Source organism: Tropicimonas marinistellae (assembly GCF_001509585.1).
In the GTDB taxonomy this organism is placed as follows: Bacteria; Pseudomonadota; Alphaproteobacteria; order Rhodobacterales; family Rhodobacteraceae; genus Tropicimonas; species Tropicimonas marinistellae.
This window is the reverse complement of sequence record NZ_LNCI01000001.1, coordinates 385138-400389: the sequence shown is the minus strand read 5'-3', so window position 1 is coordinate 400389 and position 15252 is coordinate 385138. Positions and strand designations below refer to the sequence as shown.

The 15252-nt window shown below is 66.8% G+C and carries 13 protein-coding genes; 10 read left to right on the top strand and 3 right to left on the bottom strand.

The window, feature by feature from the left end:
* Positions 1-31: 31 nt before the first annotated feature.
* From ARC39_RS01820 to ARC39_RS01790, 7 genes are all read left to right on the top strand, one after another.
* Complete coding sequence (locus tag ARC39_RS01820; RefSeq protein ID WP_078059018.1) at positions 32-787, top strand: CDP-alcohol phosphatidyltransferase family protein; 756 nt, start codon at positions 32-34, stop codon at positions 785-787.
* Complete coding sequence (locus ARC39_RS01815) at positions 784-2388, top strand: sulfatase-like hydrolase/transferase (RefSeq protein ID WP_368085961.1); 1605 nt, start codon at positions 784-786, stop codon at positions 2386-2388. Before ARC39_RS01820 ends, ARC39_RS01815 begins: the two co-directional genes overlap by 4 nt.
* A 73-nt stretch (positions 2389-2461) precedes the next feature.
* On the top strand, positions 2462-3454 hold the full coding sequence (locus ARC39_RS01810) for an ABC transporter substrate-binding protein (RefSeq protein ID WP_068109132.1): 993 nt from the start codon (positions 2462-2464) through the stop codon (positions 3452-3454).
* A complete protein-coding gene (locus ARC39_RS01805) occupies positions 3444-4250 on the top strand; it encodes an ABC transporter ATP-binding protein (RefSeq protein WP_068109129.1) in 807 nt (268 codons plus the stop codon). The genes ARC39_RS01810 and ARC39_RS01805 overlap by 11 nt, the downstream gene beginning before the upstream one ends.
* Complete coding sequence (locus ARC39_RS01800) at positions 4247-5818, top strand: ABC transporter permease (protein ID WP_068109125.1); 1572 nt, start codon at positions 4247-4249, stop codon at positions 5816-5818. The genes ARC39_RS01805 and ARC39_RS01800 overlap by 4 nt, the downstream gene beginning before the upstream one ends.
* On the top strand, positions 5815-6852 hold the full coding sequence (locus ARC39_RS01795) for a glycosyltransferase family 4 protein (RefSeq protein ID WP_068109121.1): 1038 nt from the start codon (positions 5815-5817) through the stop codon (positions 6850-6852). The genes ARC39_RS01800 and ARC39_RS01795 overlap by 4 nt, the downstream gene beginning before the upstream one ends.
* A gap of 222 nt (positions 6853-7074) precedes the next feature.
* Positions 7075-7482 (top strand): DUF4864 domain-containing protein, encoded by a 408-nt coding sequence (locus ARC39_RS01790; RefSeq protein ID WP_078059017.1) that lies wholly within the window; start codon positions 7075-7077, stop codon positions 7480-7482.
* Positions 7483-7569: 87 nt separating this feature from the next.
* On the opposite strand, the gene ARC39_RS01785 is transcribed toward ARC39_RS01790, so the two are convergent.
* Positions 7570-8202 (bottom strand): hypothetical protein, encoded by a 633-nt coding sequence (locus tag ARC39_RS01785; protein WP_068109118.1) that lies wholly within the window; start codon positions 8200-8202, stop codon positions 7570-7572.
* 45 nt (positions 8203-8247) lie between these two features.
* Here ARC39_RS01785 and ARC39_RS26075 point away from each other — a divergent pair, with 45 nt between their 5' ends.
* Entirely contained in the window at positions 8248-8619 is a 372-nt protein-coding gene (locus tag ARC39_RS26075) for a hypothetical protein (RefSeq protein ID WP_236545091.1), read from the top strand.
* 306 nt (positions 8620-8925) lie between these two features.
* Here ARC39_RS26075 and ARC39_RS01775 read toward each other — a convergent pair whose 3' ends face one another.
* Complete coding sequence (locus tag ARC39_RS01775) at positions 8926-9462, bottom strand: histidine phosphatase family protein (protein ID WP_068109115.1); 537 nt, start codon at positions 9460-9462, stop codon at positions 8926-8928.
* Between the two features lie 131 nt (positions 9463-9593).
* On the bottom strand, positions 9594-10331 hold the full coding sequence (locus tag ARC39_RS01770; RefSeq protein WP_068109113.1) for a dienelactone hydrolase family protein: 738 nt from the start codon (positions 10329-10331) through the stop codon (positions 9594-9596).
* Between the two features lie 323 nt (positions 10332-10654).
* Between ARC39_RS01770 and ARC39_RS01765 the strand changes: the two genes are divergently transcribed.
* Positions 10655-11926, top strand: coding sequence for an efflux RND transporter periplasmic adaptor subunit (locus ARC39_RS01765; RefSeq protein WP_068109110.1), 1272 nt, complete (start codon positions 10655-10657; stop codon positions 11924-11926).
* Positions 11927-11930: 4 nt separating this feature from the next.
* On the top strand, positions 11931-15098 hold the full coding sequence (locus ARC39_RS01760; protein ID WP_068109107.1) for an efflux RND transporter permease subunit: 3168 nt from the start codon (positions 11931-11933) through the stop codon (positions 15096-15098).
* The last annotated feature ends 154 nt before the right edge of the window (positions 15099-15252 follow it).

Here is a 15252-nt window from a genome sequence, read left to right as displayed (position 1 = left end):
CTTGCGCGGCTCCGGCCCGATCATTGGTAGCATGACATTGACGCAGCAACACACCTCCGTCACCGCAGACCGGCTGGCCCCGGCCAAGCCGCCCTTGAAATTGCGGCGCGGCATTCGCCTGGCGTCCCTCGTCGCAATTGCCCTGTGGGCCGCCCTGCATGCGGCGCTCTTCGCCGATCTCCCTCGGCTTTATTGGCTGCCGGGTCTGGTGGTGCTGATCGTCGGACTCGCCCTGGTCGCCCGCCTGATATCCGCGCACTACCCGCATGGCAGATTCGGCGCCTGTAATATCGCCACGCTGATACGCGCGACGCTGGCGGCGGTGCTGGTCACGCCGCTTGTCGCCGGGGCGTCGCCGGGCTGGAGCCTCTTCACCCTCGCCGCCTTCGCCGCCGCGCTCGATGGCATTGACGGCTGGCTGGCCCGGCGCAGCGGGCTGGTCTCCGGTTTCGGCGCGTGGTTCGACATGGAGGCCGACGCCGCGCTTGCCCTCGTCCTGGCACTTCTTGCCTTCGCCCACGGCCTTCCGTGGCCAATCGCGCTGGTGCTCGGGGCCGCGCATTACCTCCTGCTGCTCGCAACCCTTGCGGTTCCCTGGCTCGGCCGCCCCCTGCCCGAAAGGGATTGGCGCAAAGCCGTCTGCGCTTTCCAGATGACCGTGCTGATCCTGTTGCAGGCCCCTCCCATCGACGCGCGTGCAGGTTTCTGGCTCGCGGTCGCGGCGGCGCTCGCCGTGCTGGCCTCCTTCGCGCGGGACCTGCTGTGGCTCTGGAGACGGCGGGCGTGACGTGGAGGGTGCCGCACTGGGGCCGCGCCGCGCTGGCGGCGCTCCTGCTCCAGCTCGTGCTGGCGATGCCCGACCGCGTCCCCGCTCCGCCAGACTTCCTGTTGCTCACGCTCGAACTCCCCGTGATCCTTCTGGCAATGATGGTCACGGGCGGAACCACCGCAGGCCTGTTCCTGCGGGCCGCGCTCACCGTTGCGCTGACGGCGGTTTTCATCCTGAAGATTGCCGACATCGCCATGTACCAGGCCTTCGGGCGCAGCTTCGACCCGGTCTCCGACCTGCCTCTCGTCGCCGCCGCGCTGAACCTGATCAGCGGGACTTTCGGCACCGTCACCTCAATCGGCGCGGCGTTGCTCGCGGTGCTCATGGCCGCCCTGCTCGCCTGGTCAATCTGGTGGGCCACCGGCACCTGGGCGGCCTTCAACCTCGCTTCCCGCGGGCGGGTCATCGCAGCCGCGGCGCTGATGGCCACCGGCCTCGCGGCCGTCGCCGACACGCTCCGTCCCGACGCCGTACCGGGCAGCGCCGGGGCGTCCCGCTATGCCGCCGAGAGCCTGACGCAGGCGCAACACACGCTCGCCGGCCTTCGGGAATTCTCGCGTGCCGCGAAGTACGACGTGTTCGCCGGCGACGATCCCATGCTCGACGCCATCGACCGCGACGTGCTTGTGATCTTCGTCGAGAGCTACGGCCGCGCCAGCCTCGACACGCCCTTCTTCGCAGAAACCCACCGCGCCACGCTCGACGCCGCCACGGCACGGCTCTCGGCACTCGGCCTCTCGATGCGCTCCGCATATCTCTCCGCGCCCACGCGAGGCGGACAGAGCTGGCTTTCCCACGCCACGTTCGCCAATGGCCTGCGGGTGGACGACCAGTCCCGCTACCGCGCCCTGCTGGCGAGCCACCGCGCCTCGCTCTTTCACATCGCCCGACGCAGCGGCTTCCGCACCGCCACTGTCGCGCCTGCCATCACCATGCCCTGGCCGGAGGCCGCGTTCATGGGGTTCGACACCATCCTCGCCGCGAAGGATCTCGGCTATCGCGGCAAGCCCTTCAACTGGGTGACCATGCCCGACCAGTTCACCCTCACCGCGCTCGACCGGCTCCTGCGCAGCGGCACGGACCCACGTCCGCTCTTCGCGGAGGTGGCGCTGATCTCCTCTCACGCGCCCTGGGTGCCGGTGCCCGACCTGCTGGGCTGGGACGCCCTCGGCGACGGCAAGGTGTTCGATGAAATGGCCACCTCCGGCGACCCGCCCAAGGTGGTCTGGAGCGACCCGGAGCGGGTGCGCACGCAGTACCGCCTGGCCCTGGACTATTCGCTGCGAACCATATTCGACTACGCCGCCCGCCAAGCGGATAACCCGCCGCTGATGATCGTCCTCGGCGACCACCAGACGTCCGCCACGATCGCCGGTGACGAGCGGCCCCACGTGCCCATCCACGTGATCGGCCCGCCCGGCCTCGTTGCCCGGACAGACACCTGGGGATGGGCCGACGGCCTTGTCCCCGCGCCCGACCCGGTTATCCCGATGGAGCGGATGCGCGACATGATCCTGCGCGCCTTCACCACCGGACCGGCGCCGGGCGACACGGGCTGAACCGCCTCACCGCTTGCCGTGTGGGAATATGCCACTAAGCTTAAGCGGCGAAATGGAAAGCTGAGGAGCCGCCATGACGTATCGCACCCTGTCCCGCCGCACCCTGCTCGCCACCGGCACGGCCGGCATCGCCGCCGCCGCCATGCCGCCGCTGCGTGCGCGCGCCCAGACGCCGGTGGGCCTGCAACTCTCCTGGCTCCATTCGGTACAATTCGCCGGCAGCTATATAGCGCAGGATCGCGGCTGGTGGCGGGAGGCCGGCCTTGACGTCTCGCTCGCGCAGGGCGGTCCGAACGCGCCAGTGGAGCCGCCTGTCGTCTCCGGCACCGCCCTCGTGGGAATCTCTGCGGCCGATTACACCGCCGCCGCCATCGAACAGGGCGCGCCCTTCCGCATCCTCGCCGTGGCGATGCAGAAGAATCCCTTCGTCGTCGCCTCCCTGCCCGCCAACCCGGTGAACGAACCCGCCGACCTCATGGGCAAGAAGATCGGGATGGCGCTCGCCAACATGCCGGTTCTGCAGGCGCTCTGCACCCTCAACGGGGTGGACATCGACCAGATCGAGGTTGTCCCAACCCAGTATTCCGCCCAGCCGCTCGTGGCGGGAGAGGTCGATTGCCTGCTCTGCTGGGAGACCGACCTGCCCGTCGCCATGGCAATTCAGGGTATCGAGAGCCTGACCATGCTGATGGCCGATCACGGCTACGCGGTGCATTCCCAGACCTATATCGCCACCGACGACAGCCTTGCCAACCGCCGCGCGGAACTGGTGGCGCTGCTGTCGGGCGAGGTGCGCGGCTGGGAGGCCTACCGCGCCGACACCGATGCCGCCGCCGCGCTCACGCTCGCCATGTTCCCCGACGCCGGACTCGATATCGAAATCCAGAAACTCCAGGCCACGCGGCAGGTGCCGTTGATGTTTTCCGACCTGACCGACGCGAACGGCTTTGGCTGGTGGACGGACGAGACCGTTGCCGCCAACATCGAAACCCTGGCGCTGCTCGGCCGGACTGTCACGCCAGACCTGTGGGACCGCTCGATCCTTGAGGAGGTTCATGGGAGCTGACACCGGAAATACAGGCTCTCCGGACATCCGCTGCAAGGGCCTCGCCAAGGTCTTTCCCGGCGGGGTGGAGGCAATCCGGCCGCTCGACGTCACCTTCGAGGGCGGGCGCACAACGGCGCTCGTCGGCCCCTCCGGCTGCGGCAAGTCCACGCTGCTGCGCATCATCGCCGGGCTGGAGACCCCCTCCTCCGGCGAGGTGCGCGTTGGCGGCGCCCCGCCGGCCGAGATCCAGCGCGACGCTGGCCTTTCCATGGCCTTCCAGGACCCGTCGCTGCTGCCGTGGCGCACGGTGCGGGGCAATATCGAACTTGCGCTAAAACTCGCCCGCAGGCCCCCTGCCCCGCATGCCGTGGAAAACCTTATCCGGCTGGTGGGTCTCGACGGTTTCGCCGGCAGCCGCCCCGCCGAACTCTCCGGCGGGATGCGCCAGCGCGCTGCCATCGCCCGCGCCATGGTGACCGAACCGCGCCTGCTGCTGCTCGACGAACCCTTCGGCGCGGTGGATGAACTCACCCGAAGGCAGCTTGCCGAAGATCTGCCCCTCCTTTGGGAGCCGCGCCGGACGACAGCGCTGCTCGTCACCCATTCGGTTGTGGAATCCGTCCTTCTGGCCGACAGGGTGCTGGTGCTTTCGCCGCGCCCCGCCGGGATTGTCGCGGATATCCCCGTCCCCCTGCCTCGGCCGCGTGCCGCCGGGGTTGCGGAGACGCCCGAATTCCGCAGCATCGCCCGCGCCGTCGCCGAAGCCCTCGCTCGTGGCATGGCGCAGGCCCGCCCTCCGCTGGCGGCACAATGACCGCCGCGATACCGGCTCCGACGCCGCGATGGCCGCGCGGGCTGTTCTCCCTCGCCCTCCTGCTCCTGGCGTGGGAGCTTGCCGCGCGGGCGCTCGCCGGTGCCTACGTCCTCGCCGCGCCGAGCGACGTGATCCTGCACATCGCGCAGAATGCTGGGCTCCTTGGCCGCGCGTTGCGGGAGACACTGGCAAATGCCGCCGCCGGTTTCGTCGCTGGCAACCTCGCCGCGATCTGCCTCGCCGCTGGCGCGCTCACCTGGCCCCGCGCCGCGCCTGTGATCGCCGGTCTGGCGCTCCTCGTCTTCTGCCTGCCGCTCGTGGCCACCGGCCCGATCCTGCGCGTCCTCTACGGCCCCGGCGCCGGGCCGCAGGTGACGCTTGCCGCGCTCGCGGTGTATTACACCACCTTCGTACCCTTGATGGTGGGCCTTCGCGCCGCCCCGGCAAGCTGGTTCGACCTCGTGCGCAGCTACGGGCGCGGGCGGGTCGCGGAGTTGGTGCATGTCCGCACCCGCGCCTCCTTGCCGTATCTCTTCGCCGGTTTGCAGATCGCTGCGCCTGCGGCGTTTCTCGGTGCGATGGTGGGCGAGTTTACCGGCGCCGAGCGCGGCATGGGCGTGCTTACAATCCGTGCCATGCGGACCCTCGACGTGACGGCCATCTGGTCCCTCGCCGTTATCGCTGCCGCCGTGTCGATCCTCGCCTACGCCGCCGTCGGCCGCCTCGCGACCGCGCTCCTAACGGACCGCCCTCCCGTCATCCTCTCCCCCCCGGTCACGCCCGCTCATACAGGATGGCGGCCGCTTGCCGACGCCGTCGTCGTGCTGCTGGTCGCCGTGGCGGCATGGTGGGGCGCGATGGAGGCCTTCGGTCTGAACGCTTTCTTCGCCAAGCGCCCGGATGACCTCTGGCAGGCTCTCTACATGGCACCCGACGCCGCCCAGACGCGGGCAACGCTCACCGCGGCCTTGCGGGAGACCTCCATCTACCTGCTGCCCGGCTACGCCGCCGGCCTCGCCCTCGGCGCAAGCCTCGCCGTCGCGCTGACCCTTGCCCCGGCGCTCCGTCCGGGCGCGACCGCGCTGGCGGTAACGCTGCGCTCAGTTCCCATCGTGACGACCGCGCCGCTGCTCGTACTGCTGCTCGGGCGCGGGGCCGTCGGCACCATCGCCCTCGTGGCCACGATGGTCTTCTTCCCCACCTTCGTCGCCTGCATCCATGGGCTACGGCAGGCGCCGGGCCAGGTGCTCGACGTTTTCGACAGCTATGCCGCCGGCCCGGTGGCTCGGCTCTGGCACGTGAAGGTGCCGGCCATGCTTCCTGCCTTCTTCGCCGCCGCCCGCATGAGTGTACCCGCCTCCGTCCTTGCCGTGACGGTGGTGGAATGGCTCGCAACCGGGCGTGGCATCGGCAGTCTCATGGCACTTTCGGCCTCGCTGTCGGACTACGATATGCTCTGGAGCGCGGTGGTGGTCATCTCCCTGCTCTCGGTTCTCGGCCATGCCGCCGTCGGCCTTGCCGAGCGCCGGGTCCTGTCCGTCTTCGCCGCCGAACAGGTGGCCGTGTGAACGCGCCCGCGGCCTTTGCCATCCCGGGCGACATCGCGACGCTCACCGGCGGGTTCATCTACGAGCGCCGCCTGCTGGAAAGCCTCCGCGCCATCGGCCATGACGTGCTGCACCTGCCGCTCCCGGCCAGCTTCCCCGAGCCCGCACCCGCCGAGATGGCGGAGGCCGTGGCCACCCTCGTGGCACTGGACCCGGCGCGCCCGCTGATCCTCGACGGGCTGGTCTTCGGCGCCATCGACACGCGCGGGCTCTCGCGGGTCCGCGCGCCGATCGTCGCGATGATCCACCACCCGCTCGCCCTCGAAAGCGGCCTCACCGACGCGCGGCGCGACCACCTTTTCCGCACCGAGCGGGACAACCTCCGCCTCGCTGCCCACGTCTTCGTGCCGAGCCCCCACACGCGCACGATCCTCACGGACCGCTACGGCGCCGATCCGGCCCGCATCACCGTGATCCGCCCCGGCGTGGATCCCCCCTCCGGGCCGGCGCAGCCCGTCACGCCGCCGTTGATCCTCTCCGTCGGAATCCTGCACCCGCGCAAGGGGCACGACACGCTCATCGCCGCACTCGACCGCATCCGCCATCTCGGCTGGACCGCCACCATCGTGGGCACCCCCTGGGATGCCGCCCACGCGGCCGACATCGCGCGAATGCTGCGCGACCTTGAACTTGGCGATCGGCTCCACCTCGCGGGCCGCGTGGACAATGCCGAGCTACACAGCCTTTACCGCTCCGCGACACTCTTCGCACTCGCCACCCGATACGAGGGCTATGGGATCGTTTTCGACGAGGCGATGAGTTACGGGCTGCCAATCGTCTCCTGCCACACCGGCGCCGTGCCCGATACCGTGCCGCCCGGCGCGGGCCTGCTGGTGCCGCCCGACGATCCCGAGGCATTCGCTGGCGCGCTCAGCCGTCTGCTGCAAGACGGCGCGCTACGCCATTCCCTCTCTCAGGGCGCCCCCCGCGACTTGCCCGACTGGATCACCCAGGCGCGGATCGCGGGTGCAGTGCTGGAGAGGCTCGCCCCCTGACCCTCAGACCCGCCGCGGCTGTTGCAGTCCGCGCAGCGGGTTGGTCGCGTGCCATGCGCGGAATGCTCCCAAATGCCGCGAACGGTCCGCAACCGGCCTCAGGTCCCGCATGGGCAAGATCGGTTCCGGCTCCTTTTTCGCCAACGAGGACTTCCCGGTCACGTACTGCACCCCTTTCCAAGCCGCGCCGCGGCGCTAACTGAAGGAGTGGAGGTACCAACCATGACCCTGCGACCGCTGGCATTCTTGCTGATATTCTTTTTTCCATTCGCCTCGGCAGCCCAGCAGGACGGGCGTACGATCCAGTCTGTTATCCAGGAGCAAATCAAGGCTTTCGAACAGGGTGATCTCGAGGGCGCATTCAGCTTCGCCTCTCCGAACATCAGGGCACTCTTCGGAACACCGGAGCAGTTCGGGAACATGGTCGAAAATGGCTATCCGATGGTCTGGCGGCCATCATCCCTGCGTTTCGGGTCGTCCATTTCGCGGTCGGGACGGGAGTACCAGACCGTCATTGTCACGGACAGCACCGGCAGGTACCACGCGCTGGAGTACGAGATGATACCGATGGATGGCGGCTGGAAAATCAATGGCGTTCGGTTCGTGGAGATGCCCGACGTCGGAGCCTGACACCCGGCCGAACCCACGACCGTCAAACGAACAGACGATAGGCTCGCAACGCCCTTGTTGTGCGCCCCATGCGTGGAACGTCGCTTGCTAGCGCAACGCTCGGCGTCGTCGCAACGGTTCCGCCTCGATGGCCTTCCGTTGCACGAACTTCAGATGACCGATGGCATCGCGAAACGTGCGATGGGCTTCCTTGGGCTCCAAGTGGTCCATGATTTTGAACAGATTGATCGGGTGCTTCCCGATCAGCACCTTGATCCGGTCCACAGCCTCTTCGCACGGATAGGTATCGATCATCTGGCAGGCAACCTGTGTTGGCGTCAGCAAGACGTAATCCTGCGGACGGCGCACAAGGTACCGGGCGGCATCGAAGGGAGATGCGCCAAGAGCGTGGATTTTCGGGATCAGCACGCGAACATCATCGGCGCGGTTGTCGATGACACTTCCCGATACTTGCCGGAAGCCGAGCTGCGCGAGTTTGGCGACTGCGTGGCGTCGCATCGGACCCGTCAGCATGTCCAGATCTGCGCGGTCGTAGGTCAAGTCGTCGAACACCGAGATCAGACGCAAGTCGGGGTCGGCGACCGAAAGATAGGGGTCCCGATCCAACTGCGCCAAACGCGTGGCAAATGCGGGGGAGACACTTGCAGCACCGTCCCGCGCAGGCGCTTCGGGACGGCTCGAACGGAGCAAACCAAACATCGCGGAGAGCTTCAGGACCATGGAACGACCTCAGGCGTAGGGGATTGTATCGACGCGGACGCAGCGATGCCAACGGCGGTTCATCATCCTGTCGCCCCCGGCTCACCCTGGCTGCCCGGCGTGTTGCGTCGAAGTCTCGACATGGCCGATGCACGGCCTAGATGGGTTTTGAAAGATCGCAATAACATTTGGACGGTCATGGCAATGCTCCAAGAGGAACGGAAAGACCTTGACGGTGAACGTCAGAAAGCGCTGCTCGACCGGCTGGTGGCTGAATTGAACCGATCGGAGCCCGATCTCTATTACCGATCGACAATCGACATAGCCCTGCGCCTCGAACGCTACATCGCCGACGAAGCCGGTTTACCAGAAGAAGATCGAGCCATCCTCATGCGTCTAAACCGTCGAGACATCCAGGTCCTCCTGAGTTTCAGCTAGCAGCGCCCCGTTGCATATCTTTGCGGGACCCCCGGAGCCCCGCGGGCGTGCATTGCTTCGTAAGTTACCCGCCTTAACCACCAGCGCGGAGCGACCCTCCGTGGCGGCGCCCGGAGCACGTGTCACCGCCAGCCATCGCCGTCGGTCGCCGCAGGAACAATCTGTTTGTCTTGCTCGCTCGCATTGCAGTGCTCCGCGATAGCCCCCCAAACGCGACCGTCCATTGCGTTTCTCGGTGCCGTGCCGAGGCGTCACCAGAAAGCCTCCCCGCTGGCCCGCCCCGGGCGGTTGGTTCGGTGACGTGTTTCAAGGCTCCACGAGAATGCTGCCCGTTACCGCGACCGTTCCATCATTCAATTGAATGATGAGAACTTCCCCCGACCGGGTCGTCTGCCCGGCCAGCGCAGAGATGTTCACCTGATGAGACACGAGCATCAGCTTGCCGTCTGTTGCTTCAATCAGGTCCAGCGCTTCGCGGGTTTGGGTATCTCGCGTCGAAAAGTCCCGAAAGAACGAGTTCAGCGCGGGGGCGTCCACGACCGGGCCAAGGTCTAGGAGTTTCGCTGTCTCCTGGGTGCGGCACCATTGGCTCGTGAAGACCACGTCGAACGCGAACCCGCGCTCGCGAAAGGCCTGGCCGATCCTTCGCGCCTGCTCACGACCGCGTTCATCCAGGTTACGCTGGGTCTCGCAATCCCCCAGCCTGAACTCGCCCGGATCGCCAGTGCCCGGCGCAAGTGCGTGGCGCATCACGGCGATGGCACCGTCCTGCTCCAGCGCGCGCCAGTCATTTGCGAGCGCGAGACCTGGGAGAAGACACAGGAGGACGACATGGCATTTCATGGAACCTGCTTTCAATCGTGACCCGGGCGGGCCGAACCGCGGCCCGCCCCGGATTCGGGAAGATGCTCCCCTTGCCGGTATCGCGGCCTCGGCACCCGGTGTGGGCGCCGTGCGCGCGTTCCCGGTTGTGGTCAGCTTGAGATGTTCTCGTCGAGGAACGTGGTAAAGGCGTCCCAACTTGCCGCATCGGCGCGCTCGCGGTACCTGTCAGAGCCGAAGACCGTAAAGGCGTGCGGCGCGTTCGAATACACCTCGATGGTGTATGTGGTGCCAGCCGTCTCGAGCTCGGTTGCGAACGTTGCGACGTCTTGCATCGTGATGGACGTGTCAGCGCCTCCGTGAAGCACGAGTACCGGCGGCTCGTTGCCATCCCAGGACTGGCCCTCGGGCGTTGAAAGACCGCCATGGAAGGTCGCGTAGCCACGTGCAAGGTCGGCCATGTCGCTCCGCGCCATTTCGAGAGCCACCGCGCCGCCGAAGCAATACCCTTTCACGATCATCTCATCGGTGCTCGACCGCTCCTGCGCTTGCGCGACACCGGCCTGGATGAGCGCGCGCATGCGCTCCCTGTCCTGGTAAAGGGCACCGGTGGCCGCGCGACGGTGATCCATCGTTTCGGTTGGCGTATCGTCTCCGAACATGTCGAGCGCAAAGGCATTGTAACCCAGTTCGGCAAGCATATCGGCTCGCTGGCGCTCGTAGTCCGTCATGCCGTCCCAATCGTGCACGATGAGCACGAGCCCTTTCGGATTTTCCGCCTCGGCCCAATAACCGGTGAAGCTCTCGCCGTCGACCGAGTAGGACACGTCCTCTGCCATCGCGGACGTCGCCACGATTGCCGAAGCGGCACAGATCATTGTTAAACGCATGATTCCTCCAGGTTTGGTTTCTCGCTCTTTCGCCACCGCCGGTGAGCTAGCGTGTTGCGCGCGCGTGGCAAGCGCACGTTCAGACGCTCGCGGGCGAGACGGAACGATCTCTCCGTCCGGGGCGTACCGCAGTATGCGTTGCAGGCCGCTCTCCAAGGCGATTGATCCGACAGCCGCGTCCGCCGGGCGGGGCCGGTTGGGGCTAGTCGGCAGATCGCTCCCGGGATTCCGGGTGAGGCCGAAGCCACGCGCCCATGGAAAGTGATCCGCGCAGGCGTTTCCGGCGTAGACAAATAGAACCCTGCTTATTGATCGGAAAATGTATGTTGAACCGCTTCAGCTGCGTCTTCTTCGGAACCGTTCTGCTCTCGCTGCCGCTGCTCTCGACTCCGGAAGCGTCGACTGCTCAGGAGCGTCCGGCGGGTGTGGAAACGGCTCCCGTCGAGGTTGTCGAGATGTCGGAGACGTCCCGATCTTTCGGGCAGGTCGTGGCCGAGCGGGAAAGCGCGGTCGCCGCGCGGGTTGCCGGGATCGCGGCCGACGTGCCCGTCCGCGTCGGCAGCAGGGTCAAGCGTGGCGACATCCTCGCACGTCTCGATACCGAACTCTTCGAGATCGAGATCGCGCGGGCCGAGACCGAGCTATCCATCGCCGAGGCGGGGGTCCGTGTGGCCGACGCCCGACTGGACCGCGCCATCAAGGCGTCCGAGAGGGCTGAGTCCCTGCGTCTCAATTCGACCATCGCAGATGCAACCGTCGAAGAGCGGCAGGCCGCGCTGGACGAGGCGCTTGGCCTGAAACAGGAGGCCATGGCGCGGGTCGCCTCGACTCGGAATACGATAGAGCGCGCTGAGTACACGCTTCGAAACGCGACCATCCGGGCGCCCTTCGATGGGATCGTGCTCAACGTTGCCACGGAGATCGGGCAGTTCGTGTCGTCTGGCAGCGAGGTCGCAACCCTTCTGGACCTTGGAAAGGTGGAGGTACGTGCGAACGTCCCGGCCAATCTGGTCGACGCATTGCAACCCGACAGCGCCGTCGCCGGGCAGACCGGTACGGGCGCTGCGCTGTCCCTGAAACTCCGGACCATCCTGCCGACGGAATACACCACGACACAGACCCGTCCGGTCCTGTTTGAGATCCTCGATGCGAGCACGCCGGTCGCTGTGGGGCAGTCCGTCTCCGTCGATCTCCCGATAAGCGCGCCGCGCGAGGTCGTTGTTGTTCCCAAGGACGCCCTCGTGCAGGCCCGCGGCGGCTGGAGCGTCTTCGTGAACGACGCCGGGCAAGCAACGCCGCGCCCGGTGGAGATCGGCAGCGCTGTCGGCGGCGGTTTCGAAGTTCTCTCAGGATTGCAGGCCGGCGACGAGGTGGTTATCCGCGGCAACGAGCGCCTGAGGCCGGGCCAGGCGATTGCGCCAAGCAATGCCGGGCCTGCAAATGCCGTGAGCGGTGCCGGCAATGCCGCGCAGCCCCCGGCGTCCGGCTCCACGCCTCCTTCGGCGCTCACCGGGGACCAGTCGGCAACGACCTCACCAGACGACGAAACGCGCCGGGCAACCGAGATCGCCGACGCGCGCGGCGAGCAGGGCTGAGCGGATGGACCCTATCCGCTACGCCATCGATCGTCCGATTGCCGTCGTTGCCATCGTGTTCATGGCGGTGATGTTCGGCGCCCTCGCCCTGTCCCGCATCCCCGTCCAGCTCGCGCCGGATGTGCGCAAGCCGATTGTCGTTGTCGAGACGGCCTGGCCCGGCGCGGCACCGGCCGACGTCGAACGCGAGATCATCAACCCGCAAGAAGACGCCTTCCGGGGCCTCGAAGGTCTCGACCGGATGAGCAGCCGCGCCCGCACCGGCCAGGCCGAGGTCACGCTGGAATTCGCCGTGGGCTCGGACATGGCAAATGTGCTGCTGCTGGTTTCCAACCGACTGGACCGCGTCGGCGGGTATCCGGACGAGGCCAGCGAGCCAACCTTGAATACCTCCGGCTCTGATGACAGCCCGATCGCCTGGGTCATCGTCCGCGCTGGCGAGGGCGCGTCCCGCCCGCTGCCGCAGTATGGCGATTTCGTCGAGGACGAGATCAAGGAACGGCTTGAGCGGATTGATGGTATCTCGACCGTCAACGTGTTTGGCGGCGTGACGCGCGAGCTGCAGATCGTGGTGCATCCCGATGAGCTGGCTCGATACGGCATGACCATCCCCGAGGTCATCCGCAGCCTGCGGGCCGAGAATGTCAGCGTTTCGGCAGGCGATGTCGAGGAGGGCAAGCGGCGCTACGTGGTGCGCGCGGATGGCGAACTCAACACCATCGCGGCGGTGGAGAATGTGGTCTTGCGTAGCCAGGTTCAGGGCCCCGCGAACACTTTGGGTCGTGTCCGGGTGAAGGACGTCGCCGATGTCGGCTTCGCTTACAAGGAGAGCACCGCGAAATTGCGGTTTCGCGGCGAACCGGCCCTCGCCTTCAACCTGGTGCGCGAGCCCGGCGCGAACGTCATCGAGACAATGGACGAGGTCAAGCGCGTGCTCGCGGAGCTTCAGGCCGGCCCGGTCGCACGCGAGGGTCTGACGCTCGAACAGGTCTACGATGAAACCGTCTACATCGAGGGCGCGATTGACCTCGTGGTCCAGAACATCTGGATCGGCGGCCTGCTGGCAGCGGGCGTGCTGCTGATCTTCCTGCGCAGCCCGCGCGCGACGCTGGTCGTGAGCCTCGCCATTCCCGTCTCGATTGTCGCGACCTTCGTGGCAATGGCCGCCACTGGCCGCACCTTGAACGTGATATCGCTCGCCGGCATTGCCTTCGCCGTCGGCATGATTGTCGATGCCGCCATCGTCGTTCTGGAAAACATCTATCGACTGTCGGAAAAAGGCATGAGCCGACGGGCCGCGGCCTACGAAGGGGCGCGCCAGGTCTGGGGCGCCGTGCTCGTCTCCGCCCTGACCACGGTGATGGTGTTCATCCCAATCCTGATCATGGAGCTCGAGGCTGGACAGCTCTTCCGCGACATCGCCGTCGCGATCTCCGTCTCCGTCCTGCTCTCGCTCGTTGTGGCCGTGACCGTCGTGCCGGCCCTGTCGAGCCGGCTTCTGCCCAAGGACAACGCGAAGAACCGCAGGATCCCCGTCGTGGACCATGTCGCGGCCGGTTTCAGTTGGCTGGTCATGAAATACGTTTCGCTGACGGTTCGGTTTCGGGCTTTGGGGCTGTTGCTTGTCACGGTCATCGGTGGTGGCGCCGCGTTGGCCGCATGGGCCTTCCTGCCAAAGCTGGAATACCTGCCCGAAGGCAATCGGAACCTGGTCTTTGGTTTGCTGATCCCGCCGCCGGGCTACAATCTCGCGACGACCGAGACCATCGCGGAACGGATCGAGTCCGTTGCGCGGCCGATGTGGGAGGCGGCTCCGGCCACGGAAACCGAGGATGGCACACCGGCCCTGCAGAGCTTTTTCTTCGTCGCGACCCCGGGCAACAGCTTCGTCGGTGCAGCGACCGTGGACGGGAACCGGGTCGCCGAGGTGATCCCGATCCTGTCGCGCCCGATCTTCTCCGAACCCGGAACATTCGGATTCATGACCCAGCCCTCGCTGTTCGGTCGCGGCGTCGGCGGCGGGAGGACCATCGAGCTGAACATCTCCGGGGATGAGCTTGAGGACATTCTCGCCGTCGCCGGACAGGCGGCCGGGGCCATCTCGGGCCTCCTTCCGCGCTCCGATGGTCACCAGTTCCGTCCGATCCCAGGGCTGGAACTCGGAGCACCGGAGGTGCGTCTGGTGCCGGACCGCGTCCGACTCGCCGATGCCGGCCTGTCGACGCAGGATCTCGCAGCCACCGTGGACGCCTACAACGACGGGATCCGCATTGCCGAGATCAACGTCGGCAACCGCCGTCTCGACCTGACGCTGACCGGCGATGCGTCCGTCCAGAATGCCCTGCGCACGCAAGACATCGCGACGCTCCCCGTCGTCACGCCCTCCGGTCAGATCGTTCCTGCCGGTGGGCTGGCCGATGTCACGGTCACCGCAGGGCCAACCGAAATCCGGCATCTGGAGCGCCTGAGAACCGTAACGCTCGAGGTCCGGCCCTCCGGCGCCCTGCCGCTCGAAGCGGCGGTGGAACTGCTTGAGAACGAGGTCATCGCGCCCATCGAGGCGCGCGGCCTTCCCCCGGGGGTTCGCCTGTCCGTCTCGGGAACGGCCGACCAGCTCTCGCAGACCTGGAACGCCATCCAGATCAATCTCGTCGTGGCCCTCGTAATCGTCTTCCTCGTGATGGCGATCCTCTTCGAAAGCTTCGTCCTGCCGCTGGTCGTGCTGATCTCCGTTCCCGTCGCGGCGGCCGGAGGCGTCGGCGGGCTCGCGGTGCTCAACGCAAACGGCAATCAACCACTCGATATGCTGACATTGCTCGGGTTCGTGATCCTGATCGGTATCGTGGTCAACAACGCGATCCTGATCGTGCACCAGTCCCTGCACCATCTCCGGCACGACCAGATGTCACCCGAAGACGCGATCCGGGAAGCCACACAGAACCGTATCCGGCCGATCTTCATGTCGACACTGACATCCGTCTTCGGGATGCTGCCTCTGGTGTACTTCCCTGGCGCGGGATCGGAGCTCTACCGGGGGCTTGGCGCGGTCGTCGTCGGCGGCCTCTCCATGTCGGCTTTCCTGACGCTCCTGACGGTCCCACCCCTGCTGCGTATTGCCTTGTCCGGCCATCCGAAAGAGACGACCAAGCTTGCGCCCGTGCCAGCCGAATGACATCGGCACCCGCCAGCGCGATGCTTGTGAGACGCCGGCATATCGGCCGCACGTCACGCGTACACGCTTTGTCTCGACTCCACGGCGCGGCGCTCCGCGAGACGGATGAAAGACAGGCATTCGCCACGGGTTTGAAGGGTTCTGTTTCACTCGC

Bases quoted from the DNA above. Each gene is read 5' to 3' on its own strand.
- ARC39_RS01820 (WP_078059018.1), top strand. From the start codon at position 32: ATGACATTGACGCAGCAACACACCTCCGTCACCGCAGACCGGCTGGCC.
- ARC39_RS01810 (WP_068109132.1), top strand. From the start codon at position 2,462: ATGACGTATCGCACCCTGTCCCGCCGCACCCTGCTCGCCACCGGCACG.
- ARC39_RS01805 (WP_068109129.1), top strand. From the start codon at position 3,444: ATGGGAGCTGACACCGGAAATACAGGCTCTCCGGACATCCGCTGCAAG.
- ARC39_RS01800 (WP_068109125.1), top strand. From the start codon at position 4,247: ATGACCGCCGCGATACCGGCTCCGACGCCGCGATGGCCGCGCGGGCTG.
- ARC39_RS01790 (WP_078059017.1), top strand. From the start codon at position 7,075: ATGACCCTGCGACCGCTGGCATTCTTGCTGATATTCTTTTTTCCATTC.
- ARC39_RS01785 (WP_068109118.1), bottom strand. From the start codon at position 8,202: ATGGTCCTGAAGCTCTCCGCGATGTTTGGTTTGCTCCGTTCGAGCCGT.
- ARC39_RS26075 (WP_236545091.1), top strand. From the start codon at position 8,248: ATGCCAACGGCGGTTCATCATCCTGTCGCCCCCGGCTCACCCTGGCTG.
- ARC39_RS01775 (WP_068109115.1), bottom strand. From the start codon at position 9,462: ATGAAATGCCATGTCGTCCTCCTGTGTCTTCTCCCAGGTCTCGCGCTC.
- ARC39_RS01770 (WP_068109113.1), bottom strand. From the start codon at position 10,331: ATGCGTTTAACAATGATCTGTGCCGCTTCGGCAATCGTGGCGACGTCC.
- ARC39_RS01765 (WP_068109110.1), top strand. From the start codon at position 10,655: ATGTTGAACCGCTTCAGCTGCGTCTTCTTCGGAACCGTTCTGCTCTCG.
- ARC39_RS01760 (WP_068109107.1), top strand. From the start codon at position 11,931: ATGGACCCTATCCGCTACGCCATCGATCGTCCGATTGCCGTCGTTGCC.